Source organism: Frondihabitans sp. PAMC 28766 (genome assembly GCF_001577365.1).
GTDB lineage: Bacteria > Actinomycetota > Actinomycetes > Actinomycetales > Microbacteriaceae > Frondihabitans.
The window spans coordinates 310680-337076 of record NZ_CP014513.1; the positions used below are offsets into that span (position 1 = coordinate 310680).

Here is a 26397-nt window from a genome sequence, read left to right on the forward strand (position 1 = left end):
AGAAAATGTGGTCTCAGACGGCTTCGGGCAGGAGCCCTGCGACGAGTTTCTCGACACGCGTCTTGATCTCGTCGCGAACGAGTCGCACCTCGTCGAGGGGGCGGCCGGCAGGATCCTCGAGCTCCCAGTCCTCGTAGCGCTTCCCGGGAAAGACGGGGCAGGCGTCGCCGCAGCCCATGGTGACGACGACGTCTGAGTCGCGCACCTGCTCGGTCGTCATCAGCTGCGGCACTTCCTCGGAGATGTCGATGGCGACTTCGCGCATCGCCTCGACGGCGACCGGGTTGACAGAGGTCCCGGGTTCCGAGCCGCCGGAGCGGACCTCGACGGCGCCCCCCGACAAGGCTCTGGTGAAACCGGCGGCCATCTGCGACCGCCCTGCGTTGTGAACGCAGACGAACAGGATGATCGGCATGTCGGTCATGGACGGCTCCCTACATTGACGGTTGTCGATGGACCGAGTCTCACCCATTACATTGATGGCTGTCAATGCATTCGGTATGGTGTGTGCATGTCGACCGCGGAACTTCTCCCCCTGACCGTCCTCGGGGCATGCTGCTCTCCGTTGACCAAGCAGCCCATCGGCGCCGAGGACGCCGCGAGTCTTGCCCGCGTCCTGAAGGCAGTGGCTGAGCCGACACGGTTGCGCCTGGTGTCGATGGTCGCCTCGCACCAGGACGCGGAGGCGTGCGTCTGCGATCTGACAGAACCACTCGGCCTCTCGCAGGGCACGATCTCGCACCACTTGAAGATCCTGGTCGACGCGGGGCTTCTGACACGCGATCAGCGCGGCACCTGGGCTTATTACGCGCTAGTGCCGGGCGCGCTCGACTCACTGGCCGGGCTGCTCGCCAGCGCCCGAGGGGAAAGCGAGGCATAATCTGCGTATGCACTTGAATACGCAACTAAGCGGGCTCGATTCCGACTCCGAATATGTCGAGCTCGCCGTCGAGGTGTTCGCGATGCTTGCGGATGCCACCCGGGTGCGGATCATCCTCGCGTTGAAGAACGCCGAGGAGATGTCGGTGAACCACCTGGCCGATGTCGTCGACAAGAGCGCGCCCGCGGTGTCACAGCATCTTGCGAAACTCCGACTGGCGCGGATGGTCCAGACGCGCCGCGAAGGCACGACCGTGTTCTATCGGCTGACGGACGAACACGCATCCGAGCTCGTCATCGATGCGATCAAGCAGGCCGAGCACGTCGTCGGATACGCGCAGCACCACCAGGCCGATGAGGTCAACCGGTGAGCGGGCACTCGCACGACCACGACCACCCGCACGATCACGATCACGATCACGGCCATCCGCACGATCACGACCACCCGCACGGCGGCGTGAAGGGGTTCCTCTACGACCTCTTCGTCCCACACACGCATGACTCGGCCGACTCGATCGACGACGCCATGGAGGCATCTTCCGCCGGCGTACGAGCCCTGAAGATCAGCATGTTCGTCCTGCTCGGCACCACCGTCCTGCAGGCTGTTCTGGTAGGGCTCACCGGTTCCGTCGCCCTTCTGGCCGACACGATTCACAACTTCGCGGACGCCCTGACCGCCGTGCCGCTCTGGATCGCGTTCGTCCTGGGTCGGCGCTTGGCAACCCGCCGGTACACGTACGGCTTCGGTCGAGCAGAAGACCTGGCCGGCATGTTCATCGTCTTCGTCGTTGCGCTCTCCGCTGTCGTCGCCGGCTGGGAGGCCGTCGACAGATTCATCCACCCCCGCCCGGTTGAGAACCCGTGGCTGTTGGTCGCGGCGGGCCTGATCGGCTTCGCCGGCAACGAGTTGGTGGCCCTCTACCGCATCCGCGTGGGCAGGAAGATCGGTTCGGCGGCCCTCGTCGCCGACGGCGTCCACGCTCGCCTTGACGGCTTCACCTCGCTCTCGGTCATCCTCGGGGCCGTCGGCGTCCTCCTCGGGTTCCCGCTCGCCGATCCCATCATCGGACTCCTGATCGCGGTCTCGATCCTGCTGCTGCTCTGGGGCACGGTGAAATCGATCGGATCCCGACTCATGGACGCCATCGACCCCGACCTCTACGAGCGAGCCGAGCGCGCCCTCGAGCATGCCGATGAAGTCCACGCGGTCCGAGAACTCCGGCTTCGTTGGATCGGCCACCGCCTCACGGGTTCAGCGACGATCGAGGTCGCGACTCCCCACCTGCACGCGGCGACTCACATCGCTGATCACGCCGCCGAGCACGTTCACTCGGCAATCGGCAACCTGGACACCTTCCTGGTCACTCCAAAGGAGCATGCGGCAAGCGGGGGCTAAGGGGGACCCGCCACCCGCAGCTGTCAGTCGCCGCGTCGCGCGACGGCGTCCACCGCAGCCCGCACCCCGCCCTTCCAGGGTGCGCCGTGACCGGGGAGCACCCAGGTGGCGTCGGTGGCCAGGATGGACTGCAGCGACACGATGGCCTGATCGGGGTCGTCGGTGAACGGCGCCGGCTGCGGGCCCGTCGTGCCGGTCATGACGTGGCGCGTGGTGAGTCCGTCGCCGACGAACACGGCATCGGCCATGGGCACGTACAGAGCGATGCTGCCCTCGGAGTGCCCGGGAAGCGCGATGATCTGAGGCTCGCCCGGCAGATCGAGCGTCTCGCCGCCGCGCACCTCGACGACGTCGGTCAGCCACGTCGTCCGCAACCCGCCCTTCCGCACGGTGTAGGCGCCGAATGCGAGCAACGGCCCGAGCTTCATGGGCTGCTTCGCGTTCGCCGGCTTGGGTCCACCCTTCGCGCGGGCCGCATCGGCCGCGCCGATGTAGACCGGCACGCCGTGTTCGCGCCGAAGGCGCTCGGCGAAGCCCACGTGGTCGGAGTCGCCGTGCGTCAGGATGATGCCCTTCACGTCGGCGATCGTCAGGCCGATGGACGTGAGTTCGACGTTCAGGTCATGCCAGTGACCGGCCAGACCGGCGTCGATGACGGTCACCCCGGCGGGTGTGACCACGAGGTAGGCGGCGACGATGTCGTTGCCGATGCGGTGGAGCGATGAGGTGAGCTTCATGATGGCTATCGTACGTAGCCATCATGGCTATGGTCAATAGCTATACTCGATGCATGCCTACGCCAGAGAAGACCTCGGTCGAAGCCATCGTGCTCGCAGCGCGCGACCTCCTTGAGCTCGACGGGCTGGCCGGGCTGACGATGAACGCGGTCGCCCAGCGCGTCGGCGTCCGGCCCCCCTCGCTCTACAAGAGGGTCGGCGGCAGGGACGACCTGATCCGGCTCGTGGCGGAGGCGACACTGACCGACCTCGCCCGCCGCCTGGACGCCACCGCCGACCCGGTGGAGCTCGCCGCGGCAGTCCGCACTTTCGGAGGCGAGCGCCCCGCGGCGTTCCAACTGGTCATGACCCCGGGCGCGGGCGTTCCCGTCGCCCGCCCGGAATACGGGGAGGCCGCGAGCCGCGCCATCCTCGACCTCGCCGCCCGTCTGGCGGGGCCCGATCACGCGCTGGAAGCAGCCCGGACACTGACCGCCTGGGTCGTCGGATTCGTCAGCATGGAGCTGAGCGGGGGCTTCACCCTCGGTGGCAGCGTCGACGACGCCTGGCTCTTCGGGGTGACGAACCTGCTCGACGTCCTGTCGACGACCGACCGGGAGGAGTAACTTTATGGCACCGGGTGCCTCAAGGATGATCGCAGCCATCAATGCCGTCGATCCCGGGCACCCGGAGCACGCTCCCACCGAGCGCGCACGTCACTCGCGAAGGAGCGAACGAAATGGGTCTACTCGACGGAAAAGTCGTCTTCATCACCGGCGGGGGCCGCGGCCAGGGCCGCGCTCACGCCATCGTCTCGGCGAGGGAGGGTGCCGACATCGTCTTCGTCGACACCACGAAACCCTTCGCCAGCGTCCCCTACCCGCACACCACGCCCGACGACATCGCCGAGACCGTCAGCAAGGTCGAGGCGCTCGACCGCCGGGTGCTCGCCATCGAGGCCGACGTGCGCGAGCAGGATCAGCTCGACGCGGCCGTCGCCGAGGGCATCGCCCAGTTCGGCCAGATCGACGCGCTCATCGCCAACGCCGGCATCTGGACGCTCGGCCCCGTGCAGGAGATGACGCGCGAGACCTGGCAGGAGATGATCGACATCAACATCACCGGCGTCTGGCAGTCGGTCAAGGCGGTCGTGCCGCACATGATCGAACGTCAGAAGGGTTCGATCGTGATGACCTCGTCGGTCAACGGTCTCGAGGGCGGGCCGTTCTTCTCGCACTACACGGCGGCGAAGTTCGCCGTTGTCGGGTTCATGAAGGCGATCGCGGTCGAGCTCGGCCCGCAGGGCATCCGGGCCAACACGGTGAACCCGGGCACGATCCTCACCGGCATGACCAACAACCAGCAGGGCTACGACATGATGTCGGGCCACCAGGGCGGCACGTACGACGACCTGCTGAAAGCCGGCAAGACGTACGGCATCCTCAAGGGCTCGGGGTTCTTGAACCCCGAAGTCATCGCCAACGCCGCGCTGTTCCTCAACTCCGACCTGGCCTCCAACGTCACCGGCATCTCGCTGCCCGTCGACTCGGGGCACCTCGCGATGGCCGGCATCAACATGGATCCGAAAGACTGAGCGGCACCGACCCGGGGCGCGGCCTGGCCGACGCCCCGGCCGGCTGCTTCGCGCCTGCTAGGCGGCGACTCCGTCGAACGGCTCCTCGCTCGTCCACTCGGCCTGCGGCTGGGTGTGGAGACGCCAGTACAGGTCGGCGATGAGATCAGGATCGAAGAGCGTGCCCGGTTCGACAGCCCCGCTCACCGCCACGCTGACGACATGCACCCCGCCCTCCGACACCTCCGCGGCAAGCATCGTCGCGGCCGACCGCAGGGCCGCCTTGCCCATCGAGACGGTCGCTATCCCCGGGCTCGGGTGGATGCCGGCGCCGCCGCTCGTGAAGATGACGGTGCCCTGCGCTGCCTCCTGCATCGCGGGCAAGAACACCTGCGCTGCCACGATCGCACCGATCACGTCGACCGCGTAGCCCTCGGCGAGCTTCGCCTCGCTCACCGTGAGCAGAGAAGTCGGCTCGAGCATCGCCGCGTTGTAGACCAGGATCGACGGGGGCGTCGCCCGGTCGCGGACCGCCTCGAGCGCCTCCCGCAGAGCGGCCGGGTCGCTCGCGTCGCCGGCCTGCACGTCGACGGTCGGCCCGTCGCTGCCGCCATCGCCGCCGCCGCTCGCGCGCAGGCTCACCGCCAGCTCGCCGAGTCGTGCGGTGTCGCGCGACACCAGCGTCAGGTCGAACCCCTCGCTCGCCAGTCGCCGTGCGACGGAGGCCCCGATGCCGGGCCCGGCCCCGATCACGACGGCGTGCGGACGGTTGCTCTCGGCTGTTTCGCTCATGCCACCACGCTAGCCCCGCCCGCGTGGGCCGCACGGCGTCGCCGTCGTCGCCACCTGGCGCCTTCGCCCCGAACGGGAGGGTTGTCCTCCTTTCGGGGGACCCGTACGGTATCGCACGATGACACTCACTCAGCCCGGCGCGGGCCCCGAAACCGCCGCCAGCGCGCCCACTGCGGCCGCGCCCGAACGCTTCCGTCACCTCGACGGCCTCCGCGGCGTCGCCGCCTTCGTCGTGCTCGTCTACCACGGCGTGCTCGTCGTGCCGCACTTCGCCAACCCCGAGTGGCTGATCCCGAAGGCGGGCGGGTGGGGGTGGTTCGACTACTCGCCCCTGCGCGTCGTGCTGGCCGGCACCGAGGCCGTGATGATCTTCTTCGTGCTGAGCGGCTTCGTGCTCACGCTGCCGGTTCTGCGCCGAGCGAAGTTCTCGTGGCGCGCCTACTACGGGTCTCGCATCCTGCGCCTGTATCTGCCGGTCTTCGGTGCGCTCGTCTGGGCCGCGATCGTCATCACCGTCTTCTCGCGGCACGGCCTCACCCACGACCCGAGCCCCTACCTGCGCGCCCACCCCGAAGACCCGACCGCGCTGAAGCTCGCCCGCGACGGGCTGCTGGTCGACGGAGTCAACTCGCTCGACGACCCGCTCTGGTCGCTGCAGTGGGAGGTGCTGTTTTCGTTGCTGCTGCCGCTCTACGTCGTCCTCGCCGTTCGGCTGAAGCGCTGGTGGCTGCAACTCGTCTTCGTCGTGGCCGCGCTGGCCGCGGTCGGCGCCGTCTCGAATCACCCGAGCCTCGAGTACCTCCCGGCCTTCGCCATCGGCGCGCTCTTCGCCACGGCGCTGCCCCGGCTGCAGGATGCCATCGGCAGGATCAACGGGTCGGCCCGCCACCGGGTCACGTGGTCGGTGCTCACCGTCGTGGCAGTGCTGCTGCTCACCGCCCGCTGGACGATCGGCCCCCGCCTGCCCGCACACCTGCTGGGCGCCACGCAGTTCCCCGTGCTGATCGGCGCCGCTCTCTTCGTCTTCATCGCGCTCGGCTCGGCCGTCGCCAAACACCTGCTGACGCTGCGCGCGGTGCAGTGGCTCGGCATGATCTCGTTCAGCCTCTACCTCACCCACGAGCCCATCGTGATCGCAGTCGCGCAGCTGCTGCCGCGGTCGGCCGAGGGCGCCGCCGTCTTCATCGCGACCCCCGTGTCGCTCGCGTTCGGCTGGCTGTTCTATCGCATCGTCGAGAAGCCGGCGCACCGGTTGTCGCAGGTGGTGAAGCGAAAGCTGACGCCTGTGGCTCACTGACGGCGGGGCATGTCAACCCCGTACCCCGGTGGCAGCGACCGAGTACTCCTGACTCATGATGATCTTCGCGAGGTCCGCGGCGCTCTGGTCGCTGCTCCTGCTGGTCGTGTTCGCGACGCGGCCGAGGCCCGTTCGGCTCGGAGGTACGGCCCCTGTGTCTCGTCGTCCCGACGCGGCCGAGCTCGATCAGACGAGCCTGGAGGCCGGCGACTACCTCGGCTGATCTTCGGCGGCTAGTTGAGCACTTCGGAGACTCCCCCCGGTAGGCAGTCCTTCATGGCAACGGTGCGGTTGCTGCCACTTAGGGGATGCTGCGGTCGGCGTATCGTATGGGCCGAGGAGGAACAATGACGGTCACACGGGTCATTCCAAATCTGCGAGTCGATGACCTCGATGCCGCCCGCCGGTTCTACGTCGACTCGCTGGGCATGGTCGAAGAACCTCTCGGCCTGGAATGGATCACGCGTTTTCTCGACGACTCCACGGGCACCGCCCTGCAGGTGTTCACCCATGATGCAACGGCGCACGAAAATCCGGCTGCGACCGTCAAGGTCACGGATGTCGACGCGACTTACGCCACGATGCAAGCTGCCGGATACGAGATCGTGCATCCACTGGTGACCGAGGAATGGGGCGTGCGACGTTTCTTCGTCCGTCCCCCAGGTGGCGCCGTACTGAACATCGCCCAGGACCACGACTGAGGCGGACCACCACCCACAAGCGGTTCCCGCTTGTCGACGTCCGCGAAACTCGGCAGGTCGCAACCCGCTAGGTACTGGCTGTAATAGCTGCACGAGCTTGCTGCGCCAGAACGGTGATCGGCTCATACACGTCGGACGTATCCGTCCGCGCACTAGTTTCCATGAACGGTGCAGGCCCCGTCCGAATGGCGCCACGATTCGCCGACGGCTGAGGCCGGAGTATTGACCGCTTAGTCAAAATGCATTCATAATGACTGTATGGTCAATAGTTTCTTCGGTATCTCCAGCCGGCAGAGAGCTGTCGCTCTCCCGACGGCTTCACGGCTCGTGGGGGCGTACCTCGTCGCCACCGCGGGCACCGTTGTCGCACTGGTGGTTCTCTCCATCACCGCGCCGGACCGGGCTACGGCGAACGCCTGGGGACACGCGATCATCGTCGCCGTGTTCGCGGTGGTGTTGCCGCTTCGTCTCCGACGCGCGCAGAGTGGCGGACGCGGCGGCATCCGGGCGGTCGGAGTCATCGCAGCCACCCTGCTCCTCGTCAACGTGATCGAGGCAGTGATCCCGGGATTCGTTCCCTTCTGGATGCGGATCGAGATGGTGATCGTCGCCCTCCTCATGGTGGGAGTCGTTCTCGACGTCGTGCGGTGGGCGGTGATGCACAAGAATTGACGTCATGCCTGACGACTCGACAGACGACGTCCCGAAGCGACGCCGGGAGCGTCTCAGCGCGGACGAGCGACGCGAGCAGATCATCCGAGGCGCCAGCGAGACCATCGCAGCCCACGGCTACGCGAACGCCACTCTGACTTTGATTGCCTCGACAGCTGGTGTTGCCAAAGGGTTGATCTGGCATTACTTCGACGACCGCGACGACGTGATGGAGCACACCGTCGCCCACCTGGCCAAGCGACTTCGCGAAGCACTTGTCACAGACCTGGACGTGTCCGCACCGGCACCCGACGTGATTCGTGCCGTCTTCGCCGGCACCGCCCTGTTCACCCGCACTCACGGAACCGATCTCGACACGATCGACCAGATCGTTCATAACCTCCGGAGCTCTGACGGCAAACAGCGATTGAGCATGCTCGACTACGAAACCACGTACGCCGAGCACGAGCTGCTCCTCGCGCGCGGCCAATCCGAGGGAACGATTCGCGCCGCGGATCTTCGCATCATGGCACTGGGATACCAGGGCCTGATCGATTCCCTGATCGGCTACCTCCAAGCCCACCCGGAAGCAGACCCTGCCACCCATGCAGCACAACTCGCAGACCTCTTCCTCTCGGGAGTCGAAATCCACTCGTGACCCGAGCTGCATCCATCAGGGATGCCTTCCCGGTCAGGATTCAGCCGAGTTGGCGTCATAGAAAAATTACTGCTGGGCAGCCTGGCAGGCCGCGCACGGCGCCCTGGAGAATGGCTCGCCGTTGACGTGGATGTCCCCTAGGCCGTGTTGAGTAAGTCGGTGTTGATCCAGATAAGGGTCGCGGCGAGGGTGACGCCTGCTTGGTAGTTGCGGGCGGTTTTGTCGGATCGCATCGCGATGCCGCGCCAGTTCTTCAGCCGGTTGAAGCTGCGCTCGACGACGTTGCGGCGTTTATAAATCTCCGCATCGAACGCGGGCGGGCGACCACCCGCGGAACCTCGTTTTCGGCGGTTGCGTTCTTGGTCAGCCTTGATCGGGATCGTCGCTTTGATGCCACGGCCGGCGAGATAGATGCGGTTCGCCCGTGACGGGTAGCCCTTGTCCGCCAGGACCCGCTCGGGCCGTGTTCTGGGCCGGCCAAGACCTCCGGTCGGCACCCGGATCCGGTCGATCGTGTCGGCCAGCATCGTGGTGTCATTGACGTTCCCCGGCGTCAGGATCATGCTCAACGGTCGCCCTCGACCATCCGCGACCAGATGAATCTTGCAGGTCAGACCGCCCCTGGACTTTCCGATCGCGTGATCAGAGGGCTCCGGGCCCAGAATCGTGTAATTCGATCGTGCCCCCTGTGGTGCGGGCGAGGGTCGCACCGTGCTGATGCACCCGCGTGATCGTCGAATCGATCGATACCACCCAGTCGAGCTTTCCGAGCTGGTCGCTGCGCGCTTGCACCGCCGTCAGAATCTCCTGCCAGGTACCATCCTTCGCCCACCGGTCGAACCGTTTGAACACCGTGTTCCACGGCCCGAACCGCTCCGGGAGATCCCTCCAAGGCGACCCCGTCCGGAACCGCCACACGATGCCCTCCACGACCATCCGGTGCGGCAACCACGGACGCGACCTTCCCTGGACGACTGGCAACAACGGCTCGATCACTGCCCACGCGTCGTCCGAAATCACATCACGCTCATGCATCCATCAATCGTGACCCGACACACACCCAAAACACTTGATCAACACGCCCTAGTCGGAAACCTCACTGACGTGCACTGATATGCACCCCTGAGCGATCTTGGGCGAGTGGGAACTCGACGATGCGGGCTTTCACAGCGGTGTGAGGCGTCTCGACGTCGAAAAAGCTCTGGCTCGTCGAGGTCGAAGAAGATGACTGACGGATACTGTGCAGGAGTGACGAGCGACAAGACCGAAGCCGAGCCGTCCATGGGCGTGGAGCGGATCGCGTTCTTCAGTGACGCGGTAGTCGCCATCGCCATCACCCTGGTCGTGCTCCCGCTGGTCGATGCGGCCAGAGACCTCGGTGGCGAGTCGGTCGGCACCTTCCTCTATCGCAACACCTATGGCCTCATCGCCGCTGCGTCGAGCTTCTTCGCCATCACGATCTTCTGGATGTGGCACCACCGCTTCTATCAGAAGGTCACGGCCTACACCGCGTCGCTCCTCTGGGCGAACGCCGTCTGGCTGGCCTGCATCGTGTTCCTTCCCGTGGCGACCGTCGTGAACGTGACGACGGATGCCGCCGACCGAGTCGGCGTCGTGCTGTACCTCGGCACCCTGACCACGTCCATCGCGATGGGCGGGTTCAGGAGATCATCGCGGCAAGGCGGGGCCTGATCCCGTCGCGTTCTCGACGCAGCCCGCGGGGTGAGGCCGCGGAGTGGCTGGGAGTCGCCTTTCTCCTCGTGTGCATCGCCGTGGCGTGTGTCGACACCGCTGCGGGCCTGTGGGCGCTGCTGATCCTTCTCCTCCTGGGGCCCGCCAAGAGGCTGGTGCGGGGGCGGGACGTGGCGGCCGGGGCCTGACCTGGGTCGAGCGAGGTCAGCGGTCGAGCCGCGGGCCGAACTCGTCCATGAGCTGATCGAGTCGCTGCCGGAAGGCGTCGGGGTCTGGTGAGTACGCCTGGGGCAGGGCTGCCTGGAGGCACGCCCAGGCTGCACCCACTATCGCCCGGGCGCGGGACTCGTCTAGATTCGCCGCCGTCGTCTCGGCCGCGCGCTCGAGCAGCAGCTCTCGGAGGCGACCCTGCAGGTTCTCGAGTACGGCCAGCGACTGCGCGTGAAGGCCGGGCGACGCATCGATGATGTTCTGGAGAGCTGCCACGCGGTCTCGTCGATCGGAGTCGGCGTAGTAGTCCAGGATCGTGTCGAAGGTCGCTCGAAGGCTGGCCCAGGGCGCCTCGCCGACGGGGCGTGAGCGCAGGCTGTCGACCATGTCGTCGACCCAGAGCCCGTATTTGCCGATGATGAGGTCGTCCTTCGACCCGAAGTAGCGGAAGAAGCTCCGCCGCGACATCCCGACCTTCGTCGCGATCTGCCCCACGGTGACGGCGTCGTAGCCCTGCTCGAGGAAGAGTTCTTGGGCCGCATCCGCCAGCTCAGACTGGATCGCAGTGCGCATCCTAGAGTGGAGATCGGGCGCCGTCATGCACCCACCCTATCTTCCTGACACCCTGTGTCACCCCTGGCGTATGGTGTTGAAAACGACGAAGGAGAGCGATATGGCCAAGACATGGTTCGTCACCGGGGCAGGGCGCGGAATGGGCCGCGCATGGGTGGAGGCAGCTCTAGAGCGAGGTGACAACGTGGTGGCGACATCACGCGACATGACGGGTGTGGACGATCTTCATGCTGGCTATGGGGAGCGCATGCACATCGAGACCCTGGACGTGAGGGATCGGGAGGCCGTACTGAAGAGCGTCCGCGGGGCAAAGGACCGCTTCGGCAGCCTCGATTTCGTCGTCGACAATGCGGGGACGGGGCATGACGGTGTCATCGAGGACGTGACCGAGGACGAAGCCCGCGCGTCGATGGAGACGAACTTCTTCGGCGCCCTCTGGGTGACGCAGGCCGCCGTGCGCGTCATGCGCCCACAGGGGTCGGGGCTGATCGTGCAGATGTCCACCCAGGGCGGGCAGATGGCTCACGCCGGGCTCGGGCTGTACCACGCGTCCAAGTGGGCGTTGGAAGGCCTGACCGAAGCCCTCGAACACGAACTCGCAGGAACAGGCGTTCACACCATCCTGATCGAGCCCGGCGCAGCCCTGACCGAATGGTTCACCCGCTCGTTGACCCGATCGCCCGAGAATCCCGCCTACGCCGACGTCATGGCGACTCGATTCGACCTCGATCCTGCACTGATGCCACCGGCTCGGGTCGTCGTCGACGCCGCGATGATCGCCGTCTGCTCCGAGGAGCCGCCGACTCGCATCCTGCTGACCGACCAGGCGTTCGACAACGTCACCACCGCCGTCCGCGAGCGTCTCCAGCAGTGGGAGGCGTGGGAGCAGGTCGCCCGATCCGCGACAGTCCAGCAGGCCGACATCGACGGCTCTTGATGAGCGACCCCCGAGGCCCATGCGAGACCCTTTCAGCCGACGGTCTCCCGTTCTGGGCCTGCAGCAGCAATGTTGGGCCAACGTCGCTTCTCACCGTGCACCGGAACGGTGCCTAATGTGCTCGTCTGGAAGCGTCCCCCTTCCGTCAAGCCCACGAGGAACGTTAGCCTCATCGCCATGGCGAGGTTGGCGACAGTGGATGAATTCCTCGACTCACTGAGTCCACGGGAGCATCGGGCGAAATTGGAGGAGATTCTCAACTGGGTCGCCCGGACGTGGCCAGAGATGGAACTCGTCGTCAAGTGGAACCAGCCGATGTTCCTGCACCACGGAACTTTCATCATCGGATTTTCGGCGTTCCCGAAGAACATCGCGGTCGCGCCGGAACCCGCATTGATCGACCGCATGCGCGGCGATATAGAGGCGTCGGGTTACACGACCACTCAGAGACTCTTCCGGATTGGTTGGACCGACCCCATCGACTACTCGCTCTTGACCCGGATCATTGAAACGCAAATATCCGAGAAGGCCACAGTGACAACTCTCTGGCGTCCATAAGTCGCGATTGCGACCAGTCGGTCCTGTGAGTTGATTCGTGCGATGCGCGACGAGAAATCCTGACCGACAGTTCTTTGGAAAAGTCTCGGCCACGTCGCCCCTATTTCGCGAAGCCCTTGGCAAAGCCGTGTGATTCTCGACCACACGCCCGGATGCCCGCCACTTTAGGGAACGCAATCCTCGCCACTAGCGCCACGCTTGCACTTTTTTCCAGCGGAGCGGAAATGAAGGGCCACGAAAATCCGCCAAGTACAAGTCACTTTCCGTTTCATTGCCGGATGGCTAGGGTGGTCAAGGCCGTAACCACCCTTCGGCGGAGGGCGTGGGATTCGAACCCACGAGACATTTCTGCCCACTTGTTTTCAAGACAAGCTCCATCGGCCGCTCGGACAGCCCTCCCGGCAGGCGATCGCGCAGGATGCCAGCCGCGCCGAGTCTATCGGACGCCTCTTCGCGGGCGCAGGGCGTGGCATCCTGCGCTCGCCTCGACCCTTTCGAAAGGAACGAGCACGGCCGGGAGGAAGTTCTGGCCCCAGCACCGCGGCGGGAGGAAGAGCCGGCGGGTCGCGCTGAGGTTGGGGAGGATGTGCGCGCACCAGCGGAGGAGAAATAGGCTGAGAACTTCGCGCGGGGAGGAAGAAGGGCCCCGGGTCAGCGGCCGGGGAGGGAGGCGACGCTGAAGTCCCTCCCGAAGCTAGAGCGTCGCAAGCACGGCCGCGAGACCGTCGTCGACGTCGGCCCCGGTGATCTCGGACGCCACCTCGATCACGTCGGCCGGGGCCTGCCCCATGGCGACACCGCGGCCGCCACGCGACGCCCAGGTGAGCATGTCGATGTCGTTGCGACCGTCGCCGACGGCCATGACCCGGGCGGCCGGCACGTCGAGCCAGCCTCGCACGCGCTCCATCGCCGTCGCTTTCGTCACGCCGAACGGGGCGATGTCGAGCCACGCCGTCCAGCCGACGTTGTACGAGACCTTGTGCAGGCCCATACCCTCGACGATCTGGAGGAACTCTTCGAGGGAGTGGCTCGGCGAGAGCACGACGACGCGGGTGGCCGAGACCGAGAGCAGCTCGTCGAACGAGACCTCGTGGCTGGTGTCGGTGATCGCCGCCTGAGGGAAGGTGCCCTTGTAGAACATGTTGCCGTGGGCGTCCTCGACGGCGTAGCCGGCGCCTTCGAGGCTGCCGCTGATCGTCGTCAGCACCTCGCGGGGGTCGAACTCTTCGATGTAGACGGGCGCGTAACCGGTGTCGGTGGTGTCGTCGCGGCCGAGCGTGATCGCGCCGTTCGAGCACACCACGTAGTCGGAGCGCAGATTCAGCCGCTCGATCACGGGCAGCGTCATGTCGACGGAGCGGCCCGTCGCGATCATGATCTGGTGGCCCTCGTCGCGGAGGCGCCCGATCTCGCGATGCACGGCGTCGCTGATGTTGCCGCCCTCGGTCATGATCGTGCCGTCGATGTCGAGCGCCACCAGCCACGGGCTCTCGTGGCGGGCGACGTCGGGTGCCGAGGTCACGGGAGCGCCGTGGGTCATGCGACCGGCTCGAGGATCTCGAGCCCTCCCATGAACGGACGCAGCGCCTCGGGCACGACGACCGAGCCGTCGGCCTGCTGGTGGGTCTCGAGGATGGCGACGATCCAGCGGGTTGTCGCCAGAGTGCCGTTCAGCGTCGCGACGGGCGCAGTCTTGCCCGAATCGGTGCGGTAGCGGATGTCGAGGCGGCGGGCCTGGAAGGTCGTGCAGTTGGAGGTCGACGTGAGCTCGCGGTACGTGCCCTGCGTGGGCACCCAGGCCTCGATGTCGAACTTGCGCGCGGCACTCGAGCCGAGGTCGCCGGCCGCCACGTCGATCACGCGGTAGCTGAGCTCGCAGGCCTGCAGCATCTGCTCTTGGAACGACACCAGGCGATCGTGCTCCTGCTCGGCGACATCCGGGTGAACATAGCTGAACATCTCGAGCTTGTTGAACTGGTGCACCCGCAGGATGCCACGGTTGTCTTTGCCCGCGGCCCCCGCCTCGCGCCGATAGCACGTCGACCACCCGGCGTAGCGGATCGGCCCGTCGGTCACGTCGAGGATCTCGTCGGCGTGGTAGCCGGCGAGTGCGACCTCGCTCGTGCCAGTGAGGTACAGATCGTCGGCCGGCAGGTAGTAGACCTCGTCGGCGTGCGCGCCGAGGTAGCCGGTGCCGCCCATGATCTCGGGGCGCACCAGGGTCGGCGTGATGAGCGGGGTGAAGTCTTCACGGATGGCCTTGTCGAGGGCCATGTTCATGAGGCCGAGCTCGAGGCGGGCGCCGACGCCGCGGAGGAAGTAGAAGCGCGAGCCCGACACCTTCGTGCCGCGCTTGATGTCGATCGCACGGAGCTTCTCGCCGAGGTCGGCGTGGTCGAGCGGCTCGAAGTCGAACGTCTTGGGCTCGCCGTGGGTGCGCAGCGTGACGAAGTCTTCTTCGCCACCGGCGGGCACACCCTCGATGACCAGGTTGCCGATGGCACGGATCGCCTCGTCGAAAGTGAGGTCGGCCGCGGTGGAGGCGGCCTGCGCCTCTTTCACCTGGGCTGCGAGCTGCTGCGCCTGGGCGACCAGGGCGGCCTTGTCGTCTTTCGGCGCCTTCGCGACCGTCTTGCCGAACGCGTTCTGCTCGGCTCGGAGGTCTTCGAAGATCGAGATGGCGGCGCGGCGGGCGACGTCGGCGGCGAGCGCCACGTCGACGGCCTCTTCGGAGTCGCCCCGGGCCCGCTGACTCTTCTTGAGGAGGTCGGGGTCGTCGCGGAGCAGCTGGGGATCGATCACTCCGCCAGTCTAAGGAATCCGGATGCCGCACGCTGGCGCCACGTTTTACGTGCCCGGTACACGAGCGCCGCCCGGGTCGTTTACGGTGGGCCTATGAGCACGCCGACCTCCTCCGCCGCAGCCCCCGCGACGCCCGACGATCGGCCGACGCCCGACGATCGGCCGGCGTCCCACGATCGGCCGGCGTCCCACGATCGGCCGGCGGCCGAGCCCGAAGCCCCGCGCGCGCGCAAGACAGCCGCAGTGGTCTACAACCCCGTCAAGGTGCAGCTCAAAGACATCCGCAAGTCGGTCAAGAAGCACCAGAAGCAGGCCGGCTGGGACGAGACCCGCTATTACGAGACGAGCATCGAGGATCCTGGTGGCGGCATCACCCGCATGGCTGTCGAGGCGGGCGCCGACATGGTCATCGCGGCAGGAGGCGACGGCACGGTCCGCAACGTCGCCGAGGCTCTGCGCGGCACCGACGTCGCCCTGGGCCTCCTGCCTTCCGGCACCGGCAACCTGCTCGCCCGCAACCTCAAGCTGAACCTCGACCATCTCGACCAGTCGATCGCCACGGCCTTCCACGGCGTCGACCGCAGGATCGACCTCGGCGTCGTCGACATCGAGAACCCCGATGGCTCGCGCGACCGCAGCGTGTTCGTGGTGATGGCGGGTCTCGGCCTCGATGCGCAGATGCTCGCCAACACCAACGACAAGCTGAAGGCCCGCGTCGGCTGGCTCGCCTACGTCGACGCGATCATCAAGAGCCTGCGCGACAACAACGCGCTGAACATCCGCTACCGCCTCGACGGCGGCGACCGCAAGACGATGAAGACGCACACGATCATCCTGGGCAACTGCGGGCTGCTGCCCGGCAACCTCATGCTGCTGCCCGATGCCGCCATCGACGACGGCCTCTTCGACATCGTCGCCCTGCGCCCCGAGCGCAAGATCGACTGGGTCGGAATCTGGGTCAAGGTCGTCTGGGAGAACGGCATCCTGCGTCGCAGCCGGGCCGGGCGCCAGCTGATGAAGCTCGCCCCCGACCTCAAGACAGTGCGCTACATGAAGGGCAAAGAGATCGTCGTGCGCCTCGAGTCGCCGCAGGATTTCGAGCTCGACGGCGACTCGCACGGCCTCGCCACGGCGATCCGCGCGTTCATCGACCCGCTGGCGCTGACGGTGCGGGTGCCGGAGTAGCCGACGACGCGGCCCTCCGGAGGCACCCCGCCTACTGGCCGGGCTCGCCGACGACGATGGCCCGCAGCCAGTCGCGCGCCTCGACGAACGCCGCATTGTCGTAGCGCGGCGTGACGGTGACCTGCTCTCGGTCGGCGCGCGGGTACGAGCCGAGGAAGATCACGTTCGGGCTGAACCGCTTGAGCCCGAGCAGGGCGTCGGCCACGCGCTCGTCGAGGATGTGCCCGTCGAGGTCGATGACGAAGCGGTACCGGCCGAGGGCGTCACCGATGGGCCGCGACTGCAGCAGGCTCATGTTGATGCCGCGGGTCGCGAACTGCTCGAGCATGTCGAGCAGACCGCCGGCGCGGTCGTCGGGCAGCTCGGCGATGATGCTGGTCTTGTCGGATCCTGTCGCCGGAGGCACCGCCGCCGTGCGGCCCACGAGCACGAACCGCGTGACGGCGTTGGGGTTGTCGCCGATGCTCGTCGCGAGCACCTCGAGCGGGTGGATGTCGGTGATGCCGGGCGGGGCGACGGCGGCGTCGGCGAGCGTGCCCACCACGGCGTCGGCGTCGGCCGCCGGCAGCAGGGCGGCAGCAGCAGCGACATTGGAGGTCGCGGGCAGGTGCGCGTGCTCGGGCAGGGCGCGCTCGAGCCAGTGGCGCGTCTGGGCGTACGCGACGGGGTGAGCGTTGACCACCCGCACGTCGGCGAGGCTCGTGCCCGGGCGTGCCACGAGCACGAAGTCGACCTTGACCAGGTACTCCCCCAGGATCCGCAGGCCGGGCACGTTGGCGAGGGCGTCCTGCGTCGCCGAGACCCCGCCGTCGATCGAGTTCTCGATCGCGATCATCGCGGCGACGCTGCGCTCGGCCACGACGTCGGCGAGAGCTTCACCCACGTTGTTGACGCTGCGCCAGGTCTTGCCCTGGGCCTCGGGCACCTGCTTGAGAGCTGCCTCGGTGAATGTGCCGGCCGGGCCCAGGTAGGAGTAGGTCGTCTGGGGGTCGGAGGCGTGCTCTGGCATGGGCACGAGCCTATTGCCTGCGGGGCACGAGTCTGCGGCACGAGTCTGCGGCAGGTGCCAGGATGGCAGACATGACAGACCGCGCAGGCACCTACGCCGAAGCTTCCGACCTCATCGACCCCGAAGCCGTCTCGGCCGCCTACTACGACCTGATCCCCGACGTGACGAACCCCGCGCAGAAGGTGGTCTTCGGCACCTCCGGCCACCGCGGCTCGTCGCTCGACTCGGCCTTCAACGAGGCGCACATCGCGGCGATCACGCAGGCCATCTGCGAGTACCGCGCCGGCCAGGGCATCACCGGGCCGCTCTTCATCGGCCGCGACACCCACATCTTGTCCGGCCCCGCCGAGCGCACCGCCATGGAGGTGCTGGCCGGCAACGGCGTCAGCGTGCTGGCCGACGCCGAAGGCGGCTACGTGCCGACGCCGGTGGTGAGCCACGCGATCCTCGTCTACAACAACGACCCCTCGCACGACGACCAGGCCGACGGCATCGTCGTCACCCCGTCGCACAACCCTCCGCGCGACGGCGGCTTCAAGTACAACCCGCCGCACGGCGGCCCCGCTGACAGCGACGCGACCTCGTGGATAGCAGACCGCGCCAACGAGATCATCGCCGGCGGCAACGCCCTGGTGAAGAAGAGCATGGTGAGCCCTGGCCGCCACGACTTCCTCCGCGGCTACGTCACCGATCTCGCCAACGTGATCGACTTCGACGCGATCCGCGAGGCCGGCATCCGCATCGGCGCCGACCCGCTGGGCGGCGCGAGCGTCGAATACTGGGCCGCGATCCGCGATGCCTACGGCCTCGACCTGACTGTCATGAACCCCGCCGTCGACCCGACCTGGCGCTTCATGACGCTCGACTGGGACGAGAAGATCCGGATGGACCCGTCGAGCCCCTCGGTCATGGCGAGCGTCGTCGAGCGCAAAGACGAGTTCGACATCACCACGGGCAACGACGCCGACGCCGACCGCCACGGCATCGTCACACCCGACGGCGGCCTGATCAACCCCAACCACTACCTCGCGGTCGCCATCGACTATCTCTACACGCACCGCCCCGACTGGCGGCCCGACGCCGCCATCGGCAAGACCCTCGTGTCGTCGTCGATCATCGACAAGGTCGCGGAGTCCCTGGGGCGACGCCTCTGGGAGGTGCCGGTCGGCTTCAAGTGGTTCGTGCCCGGGCTCGTCGACGGTTCGGTCGCGTTCGGCGGCGAGGAGAGCGCCGGGGCGTCCTTCCTGCGTCGCGACGGCAGCGTGTGGACGACCGACAAAGACGGCATCATCCTCGCCCTCCTGGCCAGCGAGATCCTGGCCGTCACCGGCAAGACCCCGTCGCAGCTCTACACCGAGCTCACAGCCCGCTTCGGCGACCCGGTCTACCAGCGCGTCGATGCCGCCGCCTCGAAAGAGCAGAAGGCTCGCCTCGGCAAGCTCTCCGGCTCGGACATCACGGCGACCGAGCTTGCCGGCGACCCGATCACGGCGAAGCTCAGCGAGGCGCCCGGCAACGGTGCGGCCGTCGGCGGGGTGAAGGTCACGACCGACAAGGCGTGGTTCGCGGCGCGGCCGTCGGGCACCGAAGACGTCTACAAGATCTATGCCGAATCGTTCGAGGGCCCCGAACACCTGGGGCGGGTGCAGGCCGAGGCGAAGCAGATCGTCGACGCCGCGCTCGGCGCCTAGCTCTCGCCTGGGCTCCGGCGACCGGCACACGCTCTAGTCCGCGGACTAGAGCGTGTGCCGGTCGTCGGAGCCGAAGGCGGTCCACCACTCGTCGATGCGAGTGGCAACATCGCGCGCGAGCTGCTCCTTCATCGCGAGCCCGTAGTCGCGGGTGAGTGCCCCGGCGATCTCGACGGCCAGCGCCCGCGGCCGAAGACCGTGCTCGAGCTCGACCAGGATCGGGCGCACGAGGTCGTCGTACTCCCCCTCGGGCGCGGCGTCGGGCACCCCGAGCGGGTTCCACTGCCGCAGTATCGCCGCGAGCTCGAGCTCGACGGGCGAGAACTCCGCTCGGTCGGAGTTGGACGGGCTCGCGGTTCGCATCCCCTCAGTCTGCCGCACGCTTCCGACACCGCTAAACCCTCGCGGGCGGCACTCGCGCAATGCCTAGGCATTGCGCGGACGCCGCCCGCGAGGGTCTGGCGAAAAGCGGGCGGTCAGCGACCGGTGATCTTGCCCGGGTTGAAGTGGCGCTCGGGATCGGCCGAGTCGAGCAGCCCCTGCATCAAGGCCGCGCCGGGAGCCGACACGTCGGCCTCCAGCCACGGCGAATGCTCGACGCCGACGCCGTGGTGGTGCGACAGCGTGCCGCCCTCGGCGATGAACGCGTCTTGAATGGCCCGCTTGACCACGTCGTACTGGCCGAGCGCGTCTTCGCCGTGCTCGAACGCGAACGTGAAGTAGAGGCAGGCGCCGGTGTGGTACGAGTGAGAGAGGTGACCCATGATCACGCCCTGCACGCCGATCTTCTCGAACGCGCGCTTCGCGGCGGCAGTGACCTCGGTCGAGAGCGTCAGCAGCTTCGACCACGGGGCGGCGGTCTCCGAGACGTCGGCTGCACCGCCGTGGTCGAGGAAGAAGTCGCGCAGGTAGGGGGTGTCGAACTTCTTCTGGTCGTAGAGCACGCCGGGGCCCTTGCCGACGCCGAAGCCGCCGTGCTTCTTGACGATCTTCGACACGAGCTTCTCGTTTCGGTCGACGTGCTCGTCGGAGCCCTCGTAGCCGATGAACGAGAGGCAGATCTTCGAGAGGTCCCAGCCCTTGAGCTTCATGAAGCGCTGCACGCCCTGGTTGAGCAGCGCCGAGATGCCCTTGCTGGCCTTCGACGTGGCCAGCGACATCTCGGTCTCGACCTCGTTCGAGACGCGGGTGATCGACGGGGTGGCGTCGCTCTCCGAGATCGCCTGCATCGCACGCAGCCCCGCCGCCCAGGTCGGGAAGAAGTACGCCTGGATCTCGCGCTTCTCGGGGATGCGGTGCACCTGCGCGGTGACCTCGGTGATCACGCCGAGGCGGCCCTCGGAGCCCAGGATCATCTCGCGGATGCTCGGCCCCGTCGACGTCGACGGCACGGCGCGCAGCACCACGACGCCCTCGGGGCGCACCATGCGGAGGCCCCGGGTGATGTCGGCGATGTCGCCGAACTTGTCGGACTGCATGCCCGACGAGCGGGTGGCAACCCAGCCGCCGAGGGTCGAGTGCGTGAAGCTGTCGGGGAAGTGCCCCAGTGTCCAGCCCTTGGCGTTCAGCTGCTCTTCGATGTCGGGGCCCTGGGCGCCGGCCTGGATCCGTGCGAGACCTGCGTCTTCGTCGATGTCGAGCACGCGGTCGAGGCGACCCATGTCGAGCGAGACGACGATGCGCTGCTCTTCGGGCTGCGGCTCGAGGCTGCCGGCGATGTTGCTGCCGCCGCCGAACGGGATCAGCACGAGGTCGTGGGCGATAGCCGCCGCGACGACCTTGGCGACCTCAGACTCGGTGGCGGGGTAGAGCACCACGTCGGGCACACGGGGGAAGACGCCCTGGCGGATGCGGATCAGGTCGCGGATCGACTTGCCGTAGGTGTGGACGACGCGCTCCATGTCGCCGGTGACGACGTTGCCCTCGCCGACGATCAGCGAGAGGGCGGACGTGACGTCAGCGGTGGTCCTGGAGGCCGGGATCTCGAGGTCGTCGAACGAGGGTGCCGCGGTGACAGCAGCGGTGCGGAGGTCGACGCCGACGACCTTCTTGACGAAGGGCGCGAAAGCCGGTTTGTCCTCGTGGTGGAAGGCGACGCCGTCGACGCCCCAGCCCCACCACTTCATGTGCTTGACGTCGGGGCCGTCGACGGTGCCCGAAACGGTCTTCGGCTTGAGATCGGTCACGGGCGGGCTCCTTCGGGCGATGCGGACGACCCAAGGATATCGGCCGAATACTGAACTTTCAGTCGCAGGATCTCGTCGCGAAGACGTTCAGAGAAGGCGACCGGCTTCTCGTCGGGCTCGGGCCGCATGGGCGCGCCGAACACGACGCCGACCGGCATGCGGCCCGGCCTCGGCCAACTCGTGCCGCGGGGCTGCGCGAGGTTGGCGCCGATGAGGGCGAGCGGCACGACCGGCACGTCGCAGGCGGCGGCGAGGCGAGCGGCTCCCGGCTTGAACTTGGCCATCTGGCCGTCCTTCGAGCGCGTGCCCTCGGGGAAGACGAGCACGGGGAATCCGCGCTGCAAGAGCGATGCGGCGCTGACCGACGGGTCTTCGCGGCGCGTCAGGCGGAGGCGACGACGTTTCTTGCCCTCGCTGCCGCGACGCTGGATCGGGAACGCGTTGAAGAAGAGGGAGGTGAGACCGCGCCGCCACCACACGTCGAAGAAGTAGTCGGCCGCGGCACCGGTGGCCGTGTAGCGCGCGAGCTTGCGGGGCAGCGCGCCGACGATGAGCGGGGCGTCCAGGTGGCTGGAGTGGTTGGCGACCAGCACGAACCCGCCCTCGAGCCCCTTCAGGTTCTTGCGGCCGAGCACCGTGACGTTGGTGATCGACCAGACGGTCGGCTTCATCACCCAGCGCTGGGCGACGAACCGGAACGAGGCGTGCAGGCCGGAGTTGAAGCGGTCGTTGATGTCGACGGCGGTGCCGCTGACACGACCGGCGACTTTGGAGAGACGAGGATGCGGCGCAGACGCGGAATCCTGCGCCGCCCTGTCCTGCGCGGTGTCGGCTTCGCCCGGCGCGTCGGTGTCGGCTTCGCCGGGCGCGCCCTTGCGCTCGTCGTCCACGATCACGACCCGACCGGCTCGTGGTCGGCGGACGAGGCGGATCGGCTCGACGAGATCGCGGCTGACACGGAGCGCACGGCGCCCTTGGGTGCGTGGCGGAGCAACCCGACGAGCACCTTGTACCGAACGGTGGGTATGGAGATCACTTTGCCCCTGTCGACGTCGCGCAGACACGCGGTGACCAGTTGTTCGGTGTCGAGCCACAGGGCGTTTGGGATCTTCGACGTGCCGATGGCGGCCCGCTGATGGAACTCGGTGCGCACCCAGCCGGGCAGCAGTGCGGTGACGCCCACCCCGGTGCCGCGCAACTCGACGGCGAGCCCCTCGGAGTAGGACGTGACCCAGGCCTTGATGGCCGAGTAGGCGCCCATGGCGAGCATGCCTGCGATCGACGAGACGTTGACGATCCTGCCGTGGCCACGGTCGCGCATGCCGCGTGCGGCGGCGCCCGACAGAACGAGCACCGTGCGGCACATCACCTCGAAGCCGCGGTCGTGAGCCGCGACGTCGGGCGTGGTCAGCGGCACGTGCATGCCGAAACCGGCATTGTTCACGAGAAGGTCGATCGGGCGCGACGAGTCTTCGAGTCGAGCGGCCACACGATCGACGTCATCGCGGCTCGAGAGGTCGGCCGGAAAGGTCTCGACGGAGCGCCCGAGACGGCCGAGCTCGAGCGCCATCGACGCCAGTCTCGCCTCGTCTCGAGCGACGAGAACGAGGTCGTACCCTTGATGTGCGAGCTGGCGGGCGAATTCGGCACCGATGCCGGACGTGCCCCCGGTCACGAGCGCTACAGCCATGCCGCTTACGATACGGTGCCTACGGGCATCTTCGTGCATCGATCACTGTGCAAGCCCGCCTCGGAGGTTCCCCCATCATGACGACCAGCAGCCCGAAAGCGCGCGTGGAACCCTTCGACATCCGCGAGTTCACGCGGACCGCGCAGGGCAGCTTCCGCTCGGAGCTCGACCTGACCGCCTACGAGACCGAGCCTCTCGACCAGGCGACCCTCGACATCCTGCGCTATCTCACCCGCCTCGAGGCTGCCACGATGGAGCACCTCCGCAACCTGCTCGTGACGGCGACGCACAAAGACGCCCGCGTCACCGCCTTCCTGGTGACCTGGGCCTTCGAGAAGTTCTGGATGGCCGACGCCCTCGACGGCGTGCTCGAGGCCAACGGCCTGGCGCGCACGAAGACCATCCCGGAGGGCGCGCCGCGGCGCTCGGCCGACGAGGTCGTGCAGCGCTCAGGGCCCATCCGTCGAGCCATCGCGGCCGTCGGTCTGGGCGCCCCGATCGTCTGCGTGCACATGACGACGGGCCTCATCGACGAATGGATACTCCGCCAGGCATATGACCACGTGAAGGCGACCACGACCTCCGAGGCGCTGCGCGCGACCCTCACTCGCATCCAGACCATCAAGCAGCGCCACGAGGCGTTCTTCGCCGACGAGACCGACTGGCGGCTGCGCGACTCCGCTCGCGCCGTGCGGCAGACCCGGGCGGCCCTGCTGACGGCGGTCTGGCCGATCGGGGCCGTCGAGCGTGCGGCGGGCGACCGCGCCATGTTCGAGAAGTACGTCTACGGCGGCTCCGACGGTCGCGAACGCGCCGATGACATCGGTCACCGCGTCGCCGAGCTGCCCGGCATGGGCAATCGCATCGGCGAGGCCACCGCCACGAAGCTGCTGCCGTGAGCGGCGCGACGCCCTCGGCCACGTCGGCCCCGCTCGCCTTCGACGGTCTCGCCGTCTCGCTCGGCTCGTCGCACGTGCTGCTCACCGGCGGCACCGGCTTCGTCGGGCAGGCCATTCTCGAGCGCCTGCTGGCCGACCACCCCGACACCACCGTCACGCTGCTGATCCGCACCAAGGGCAGCACGTCGGGCATCGACCGCCTGCGCCACCTCCTCCGCAAGCCGGTCTTCAAGTCGTGGCGCGAACGCGTCGGCGACGACGGGGTCGAGAAGGCCCTCACCGGTCGCCTGCGGGTGCTCGAAGGCGGCCTCGACGCGGTGCCCGACCTGCCGCAGGATCTCGACGTGGTGATCCACAGCGCCTCGAGCGTCTCCTTCGACCCGCCCATCGACCAGGCCTTCGACACCAACGTCGGCGGGGCCGTCGGCCTGTACGAGGCGCTGCTCGCCACCGGCACCGACCCGCACGTCGTGCACGTGTCGACCGCCTATGTCGGGGGCCTCCGCAAGGGCATCTTCCCCGAGGCGTCGCTGACGCACGACGTCGACTGGCGCGCCGAGTTCGAGGCGGCCCGCGCCGCTCGCTCGCGCGTCGAGCTCTCCTCCCGCCAGCCGGAGGTGCTGCGGCGCTTCGTCGCCGAGGCCCGCGCCAAGCACGGCAAGGAGGGGCCGCTCGCGGTCTCGACCCACGCCGAGGAGGCGCGCATCACCTGGGTCAAGGCGAAACTCGTCGACCACGGTCGTATGCGGGCCGAGAGCCTGGGCTGGACGGATGTCTACACGCTCACCAAGGCGTTCGCCGAGCGCGCCGCCGAGCAGCTCTGGGCGGCGTCCGGGCACCGGCTGTCGTTCGTGCGCCCCGCCATCGTCGAAAGCGCCCTACGGCACCCCTACCCGGGCTGGATCGACGGCTTCAAGGTCGCCGACCCGCTGATCATGGCTTATGGCCGAGGGATGCTGCCCGAGTTCCCGGGGGTCCCCGACAGCGTGCTCGACGTGGTGCCGGTCGACTTCGTGGTCAACGTGATCCTGCTCGTCGCCGCCAACCCGGCGCCGCCGGCGTCGCCGCAGTACTTCCACGTGTCGTCCGGGGCCAGCAACCCCCTCCCGATCCACCGGATGTTCTCGAACCTCAACGCGTTCTTCACCGAGCACCCGGTGCCGACGGCTGACAGCGGCTCGATCGAGGCGGCCGAGTGGCGCTTCCCTGGCGGCCGACGCGTCGAGCGCGCCGTCCGACTCCGGACCCGTCTCAACGACGCGCAGGAGAGGCTTTTCATCCGCCTCCCGTCGACCGATCGTACGAGGCGTGTCCTGGCCTCGGTCGACGAGAAGCGTGCTGACCTCGAGTCGCTCCAGAGCCTGACCGATCTGTATCGGCACTACATCCAGTCTGAGATCATCTTCGACGACCGGAAGACGAAGGCTCTGCAGCAGCGCCTCGTCGCTACCCAGCCCGGAGAAGTTTCGAGCGACATCGGTTTCGACATGGCCGACATCCACTGGGAGCACTACTTCAGGGATGTGCACTTCCCGGCGATCACGACGATGACGAGAGCGTTCTCTGTCCGATCGGCATCGTCGGAGCGCCCCGAGGGCGCCCTGCCTGAGCGCTCCGATGTCATCGCCGTCTTCGACCTCGAAGGAACGGTCGTCGACTCCAACATCGTCGAGCAGTACCTGTGGGTGCGCGGCTCGGGCTTCGGCAAGGCGGCGTGGCCCGGCGAGGTCGCCAGCCTGCTCGCTTCGCTGCCGGGCTACTTGCGCGCTGAACAGCGCGACCGGGGCGAGTTCATCCGCGCGTTCCTCCGGCGCTACGAGGGCATGCCCGTGGCGAGGCTCGAGGAGGTCGTCTCGAAGGGCTTCGGCCAGACGATGCTGCGCCACACGATGCCCGAGGCGCTCGAGCGACTGGCGGCCCACCGCGCGGCCGGCCATCGCACGATCCTCGTCACCGGATCGATCGGAACACTGGTCTCGCCGCTCGCGGCGCTCTTCGACGAAGTGGTTGCCAGCACTATGCATGCCCGTGACGGCATCTTCACCGGCTACCTCGCCGCACCCCGCTGGTCGACGAGGCCCGAGCGGCCTGGTTGAAGCGGTATGCCGAGACGGAAGGCTACGACCTCTCAGCTTCCTATGGGTACGGTGATAGCCATTCCGACCTCGTCTGGCTTGAATTGCTGGGAAACCCCAGTGCCGTGAACCCTGACGCCAATCTCTCGCGTGAGGCGCTCCGAAGAAGGTGGAAGATCAGGGACTGGAAGCGCGGCCCTTTCGAGAAGACGGCAAAGTACGTAAAC

The 26397-nt window shown here is 67.6% G+C and carries 29 protein-coding genes and 1 tRNA gene; 17 read left to right on the forward strand and 13 right to left on the reverse strand.

Annotated features, from left to right (window positions below; all coding sequences use genetic code 11):
- Positions 1-13: 13 nt before the first annotated feature.
- A complete protein-coding gene (locus tag AX769_RS01440; RefSeq protein ID WP_066275120.1) occupies positions 14-424 on the reverse strand; it encodes an arsenate reductase ArsC in 411 nt (136 codons plus the stop codon).
- An 87-nt stretch (positions 425-511) separates the two neighbouring features.
- Between AX769_RS01440 and AX769_RS01445 the strand changes: the two genes are divergently transcribed.
- From AX769_RS01445 to AX769_RS01455, 3 genes are all read left to right on the forward strand, one after another.
- The gene (locus AX769_RS01445) at positions 512-880 is read left to right on the forward strand and encodes a metalloregulator ArsR/SmtB family transcription factor (RefSeq protein ID WP_066283009.1); all 369 of its coding nucleotides are present in this window, start codon (positions 512-514) and stop codon (positions 878-880) included.
- Positions 881-887: 7 nt separating this feature from the next.
- On the forward strand, positions 888-1250 hold the full coding sequence (locus AX769_RS01450; protein WP_066275122.1) for a metalloregulator ArsR/SmtB family transcription factor: 363 nt from the start codon (positions 888-890) through the stop codon (positions 1248-1250).
- A 155-nt stretch (positions 1251-1405) separates the two neighbouring features.
- Complete coding sequence (locus tag AX769_RS01455; RefSeq protein WP_369824111.1) at positions 1406-2275, forward strand: cation diffusion facilitator family transporter; 870 nt, start codon at positions 1406-1408, stop codon at positions 2273-2275.
- A 23-nt stretch (positions 2276-2298) separates the two neighbouring features.
- Here AX769_RS01455 and AX769_RS01460 read toward each other — a convergent pair whose 3' ends face one another.
- The gene (locus AX769_RS01460; protein WP_066275126.1) at positions 2299-3012 is read right to left on the reverse strand and encodes an MBL fold metallo-hydrolase; all 714 of its coding nucleotides are present in this window, start codon (positions 3010-3012) and stop codon (positions 2299-2301) included.
- A 53-nt stretch (positions 3013-3065) separates the two neighbouring features.
- On the opposite strand from AX769_RS01460, the gene AX769_RS01465 reads away from it, so the two are divergent.
- Entirely contained in the window at positions 3066-3617 is a 552-nt protein-coding gene (locus tag AX769_RS01465; RefSeq protein ID WP_066275130.1) for a TetR/AcrR family transcriptional regulator, read from the forward strand.
- A 113-nt stretch (positions 3618-3730) separates the two neighbouring features.
- Entirely contained in the window at positions 3731-4585 is an 855-nt protein-coding gene (locus AX769_RS01470; protein ID WP_066275133.1) for a mycofactocin-coupled SDR family oxidoreductase, read from the forward strand.
- 57 nt (positions 4586-4642) lie between these two features.
- Here AX769_RS01470 and AX769_RS01475 read toward each other — a convergent pair whose 3' ends face one another.
- The gene (locus AX769_RS01475) at positions 4643-5356 is read right to left on the reverse strand and encodes an SDR family NAD(P)-dependent oxidoreductase (protein WP_066275137.1); all 714 of its coding nucleotides are present in this window, start codon (positions 5354-5356) and stop codon (positions 4643-4645) included.
- Positions 5357-5474: 118 nt separating this feature from the next.
- On the opposite strand from AX769_RS01475, the gene AX769_RS01480 reads away from it, so the two are divergent.
- From AX769_RS01480 to AX769_RS01495, 5 genes are all read left to right on the forward strand, one after another.
- A complete protein-coding gene (locus AX769_RS01480) occupies positions 5475-6653 on the forward strand; it encodes an acyltransferase (protein WP_066275138.1) in 1179 nt (392 codons plus the stop codon).
- A gap of 55 nt (positions 6654-6708) precedes the next feature.
- Positions 6709-6876: a hypothetical protein gene (locus AX769_RS23570; protein WP_157887384.1), complete on the forward strand. Its 168-nt coding sequence runs from the start codon at positions 6709-6711 to the stop codon at positions 6874-6876.
- A 124-nt stretch (positions 6877-7000) separates the two neighbouring features.
- Positions 7001-7354, forward strand: coding sequence for a VOC family protein (locus AX769_RS01485; RefSeq protein ID WP_204249299.1), 354 nt, complete (start codon positions 7001-7003; stop codon positions 7352-7354).
- 258 nt (positions 7355-7612) lie between these two features.
- A complete protein-coding gene (locus tag AX769_RS01490) occupies positions 7613-8026 on the forward strand; it encodes a hypothetical protein (protein ID WP_157887385.1) in 414 nt (137 codons plus the stop codon).
- 4 nt (positions 8027-8030) lie between these two features.
- On the forward strand, positions 8031-8663 hold the full coding sequence (locus AX769_RS01495; RefSeq protein WP_066275144.1) for a TetR/AcrR family transcriptional regulator: 633 nt from the start codon (positions 8031-8033) through the stop codon (positions 8661-8663).
- Between the two features lie 137 nt (positions 8664-8800).
- Here the strand turns inward: AX769_RS01495 and AX769_RS22795 are convergent.
- Positions 8801-9698 (reverse strand): IS5 family transposase gene (locus tag AX769_RS22795; protein ID WP_157887386.1). Its coding sequence is split into 2 segments (ribosomal slippage): positions 8801-9349 and positions 9351-9698, totalling 897 coding nucleotides; the frame shifts between segments, so codons are not numbered across the junction.
- Positions 9699-9911: 213 nt separating this feature from the next.
- Between AX769_RS22795 and AX769_RS01510 the strand changes: the two genes are divergently transcribed.
- A complete protein-coding gene (locus tag AX769_RS01510) occupies positions 9912-10355 on the forward strand; it encodes a TMEM175 family protein (protein WP_066275153.1) in 444 nt (147 codons plus the stop codon).
- 204 nt (positions 10356-10559) lie between these two features.
- Here AX769_RS01510 and AX769_RS01515 read toward each other — a convergent pair whose 3' ends face one another.
- On the reverse strand, positions 10560-11138 hold the full coding sequence (locus tag AX769_RS01515; protein ID WP_066275156.1) for a TetR/AcrR family transcriptional regulator: 579 nt from the start codon (positions 11136-11138) through the stop codon (positions 10560-10562).
- Positions 11139-11238: 100 nt separating this feature from the next.
- On the opposite strand from AX769_RS01515, the gene AX769_RS01520 reads away from it, so the two are divergent.
- Entirely contained in the window at positions 11239-12075 is an 837-nt protein-coding gene (locus AX769_RS01520; RefSeq protein WP_157887387.1) for an SDR family NAD(P)-dependent oxidoreductase, read from the forward strand.
- Positions 12076-12270: 195 nt separating this feature from the next.
- Positions 12271-12633, forward strand: coding sequence for an iron chaperone (locus AX769_RS01525; protein ID WP_204249300.1), 363 nt, complete (start codon positions 12271-12273; stop codon positions 12631-12633).
- A 314-nt stretch (positions 12634-12947) separates the two neighbouring features.
- Here the strand turns inward: AX769_RS01525 and AX769_RS01530 are convergent.
- The 3 genes from AX769_RS01530 to serS all read right to left on the reverse strand — a co-directional run bounded on the left by AX769_RS01530 (position 12948) and on the right by serS (position 15435).
- Positions 12948-13032, reverse strand: a tRNA-Ser gene (locus AX769_RS01530).
- Between the two features lie 295 nt (positions 13033-13327).
- A complete protein-coding gene (locus AX769_RS01535) occupies positions 13328-14155 on the reverse strand; it encodes an HAD family hydrolase (RefSeq protein ID WP_239451896.1) in 828 nt (275 codons plus the stop codon).
- 14 nt (positions 14156-14169) lie between these two features.
- Positions 14170-15435 (reverse strand): serine--tRNA ligase, encoded by a 1266-nt coding sequence (gene serS / locus AX769_RS01540; RefSeq protein WP_066275163.1) that lies wholly within the window; start codon positions 15433-15435, stop codon positions 14170-14172.
- Between the two features lie 93 nt (positions 15436-15528).
- Here serS and AX769_RS01545 point away from each other — a divergent pair, with 93 nt between their 5' ends.
- Positions 15529-16620 carry a diacylglycerol kinase family protein gene (locus tag AX769_RS01545; protein WP_082763413.1) on the forward strand — a complete coding sequence of 364 codons (1092 nt, stop codon included), beginning with the start codon at positions 15529-15531 and terminating at the stop codon, positions 16618-16620.
- A gap of 31 nt (positions 16621-16651) precedes the next feature.
- Here the strand turns inward: AX769_RS01545 and pheA are convergent, their stop codons facing one another.
- Complete coding sequence (gene pheA, locus AX769_RS01550) at positions 16652-17629, reverse strand: prephenate dehydratase (protein ID WP_066275165.1); 978 nt, start codon at positions 17627-17629, stop codon at positions 16652-16654.
- A 71-nt stretch (positions 17630-17700) separates the two neighbouring features.
- Between pheA and pgm the strand changes: the two genes are divergently transcribed.
- On the forward strand, positions 17701-19320 hold the full coding sequence (gene pgm, locus AX769_RS01555; RefSeq protein WP_066283020.1) for a phosphoglucomutase (alpha-D-glucose-1,6-bisphosphate-dependent): 1620 nt from the start codon (positions 17701-17703) through the stop codon (positions 19318-19320).
- A gap of 45 nt (positions 19321-19365) precedes the next feature.
- Here pgm and AX769_RS01560 read toward each other — a convergent pair whose 3' ends face one another.
- The 4 genes from AX769_RS01560 to AX769_RS01575 all read right to left on the reverse strand — a co-directional run bounded on the left by AX769_RS01560 (position 19366) and on the right by AX769_RS01575 (position 23196).
- Complete coding sequence (locus tag AX769_RS01560) at positions 19366-19683, reverse strand: hypothetical protein (RefSeq protein WP_066275169.1); 318 nt, start codon at positions 19681-19683, stop codon at positions 19366-19368.
- Between the two features lie 113 nt (positions 19684-19796).
- Positions 19797-21506, reverse strand: coding sequence for an FAD-binding oxidoreductase (locus AX769_RS01565; protein ID WP_369824053.1), 1710 nt, complete (start codon positions 21504-21506; stop codon positions 19797-19799).
- Positions 21503-22396, reverse strand: a complete 894-nt coding sequence (locus AX769_RS01570) for a 1-acyl-sn-glycerol-3-phosphate acyltransferase (RefSeq protein ID WP_239451897.1) — start codon at positions 22394-22396, stop codon at positions 21503-21505. Before AX769_RS01570 ends, AX769_RS01565 begins: the two co-directional genes overlap by 4 nt.
- A 2-nt stretch (positions 22397-22398) precedes the next feature.
- Complete coding sequence (locus tag AX769_RS01575; protein WP_066275172.1) at positions 22399-23196, reverse strand: SDR family oxidoreductase; 798 nt, start codon at positions 23194-23196, stop codon at positions 22399-22401.
- A gap of 77 nt (positions 23197-23273) precedes the next feature.
- Between AX769_RS01575 and AX769_RS01580 the strand changes: the two genes are divergently transcribed.
- Together AX769_RS01580 and AX769_RS01585 are read left to right on the forward strand one after the other, a co-directional pair.
- Positions 23274-24095: a hypothetical protein gene (locus tag AX769_RS01580; RefSeq protein WP_066275178.1), complete on the forward strand. Its 822-nt coding sequence runs from the start codon at positions 23274-23276 to the stop codon at positions 24093-24095.
- Positions 24092-26191, forward strand: coding sequence for an SDR family oxidoreductase (locus AX769_RS01585; protein WP_369824054.1), 2100 nt, complete (start codon positions 24092-24094; stop codon positions 26189-26191). The genes AX769_RS01580 and AX769_RS01585 overlap by 4 nt, the downstream gene beginning before the upstream one ends.
- Positions 26192-26397 lie beyond the last annotated feature (206 nt).

Coding starts and splice junctions, on each gene's coding strand:
- AX769_RS01495 (WP_066275144.1), top strand. CDS start 8,031: ATGCCTGACGACTCGACAGACGACGTCCCGAAGCGACGCCGGGAGCGT.
- AX769_RS01475 (WP_066275137.1), bottom strand. CDS start 5,356: ATGAGCGAAACAGCCGAGAGCAACCGTCCGCACGCCGTCGTGATCGGG.
- pheA (WP_066275165.1), bottom strand. CDS start 17,629: ATGCCAGAGCACGCCTCCGACCCCCAGACGACCTACTCCTACCTGGGC.
- AX769_RS01480 (WP_066275138.1), top strand. CDS start 5,475: ATGACACTCACTCAGCCCGGCGCGGGCCCCGAAACCGCCGCCAGCGCG.
- AX769_RS01515 (WP_066275156.1), bottom strand. CDS start 11,138: ATGCGCACTGCGATCCAGTCTGAGCTGGCGGATGCGGCCCAAGAACTC.
- AX769_RS01450 (WP_066275122.1), top strand. CDS start 888: ATGCACTTGAATACGCAACTAAGCGGGCTCGATTCCGACTCCGAATAT.
- AX769_RS01545 (WP_082763413.1), top strand. CDS start 15,529: ATGAGCACGCCGACCTCCTCCGCCGCAGCCCCCGCGACGCCCGACGAT.
- AX769_RS01520 (WP_157887387.1), top strand. CDS start 11,239: ATGGCCAAGACATGGTTCGTCACCGGGGCAGGGCGCGGAATGGGCCGC.
- AX769_RS01460 (WP_066275126.1), bottom strand. CDS start 3,012: ATGAAGCTCACCTCATCGCTCCACCGCATCGGCAACGACATCGTCGCC.
- AX769_RS01455 (WP_369824111.1), top strand. CDS start 1,406: ATGGAGGCATCTTCCGCCGGCGTACGAGCCCTGAAGATCAGCATGTTC.
- AX769_RS01470 (WP_066275133.1), top strand. CDS start 3,731: ATGGGTCTACTCGACGGAAAAGTCGTCTTCATCACCGGCGGGGGCCGC.
- AX769_RS01490 (WP_157887385.1), top strand. CDS start 7,613: ATGGTCAATAGTTTCTTCGGTATCTCCAGCCGGCAGAGAGCTGTCGCT.
- AX769_RS01575 (WP_066275172.1), bottom strand. CDS start 23,196: ATGGCTGTAGCGCTCGTGACCGGGGGCACGTCCGGCATCGGTGCCGAA.
- AX769_RS01580 (WP_066275178.1), top strand. CDS start 23,274: ATGACGACCAGCAGCCCGAAAGCGCGCGTGGAACCCTTCGACATCCGC.
- pgm (WP_066283020.1), top strand. CDS start 17,701: ATGACAGACCGCGCAGGCACCTACGCCGAAGCTTCCGACCTCATCGAC.
- AX769_RS01465 (WP_066275130.1), top strand. CDS start 3,066: ATGCCTACGCCAGAGAAGACCTCGGTCGAAGCCATCGTGCTCGCAGCG.
- AX769_RS01485 (WP_204249299.1), top strand. CDS start 7,001: ATGACGGTCACACGGGTCATTCCAAATCTGCGAGTCGATGACCTCGAT.
- AX769_RS01560 (WP_066275169.1), bottom strand. CDS start 19,683: ATGCGAACCGCGAGCCCGTCCAACTCCGACCGAGCGGAGTTCTCGCCC.
- AX769_RS01445 (WP_066283009.1), top strand. CDS start 512: ATGTCGACCGCGGAACTTCTCCCCCTGACCGTCCTCGGGGCATGCTGC.
- AX769_RS23570 (WP_157887384.1), top strand. CDS start 6,709: ATGATGATCTTCGCGAGGTCCGCGGCGCTCTGGTCGCTGCTCCTGCTG.
- AX769_RS01440 (WP_066275120.1), bottom strand. CDS start 424: ATGACCGACATGCCGATCATCCTGTTCGTCTGCGTTCACAACGCAGGG.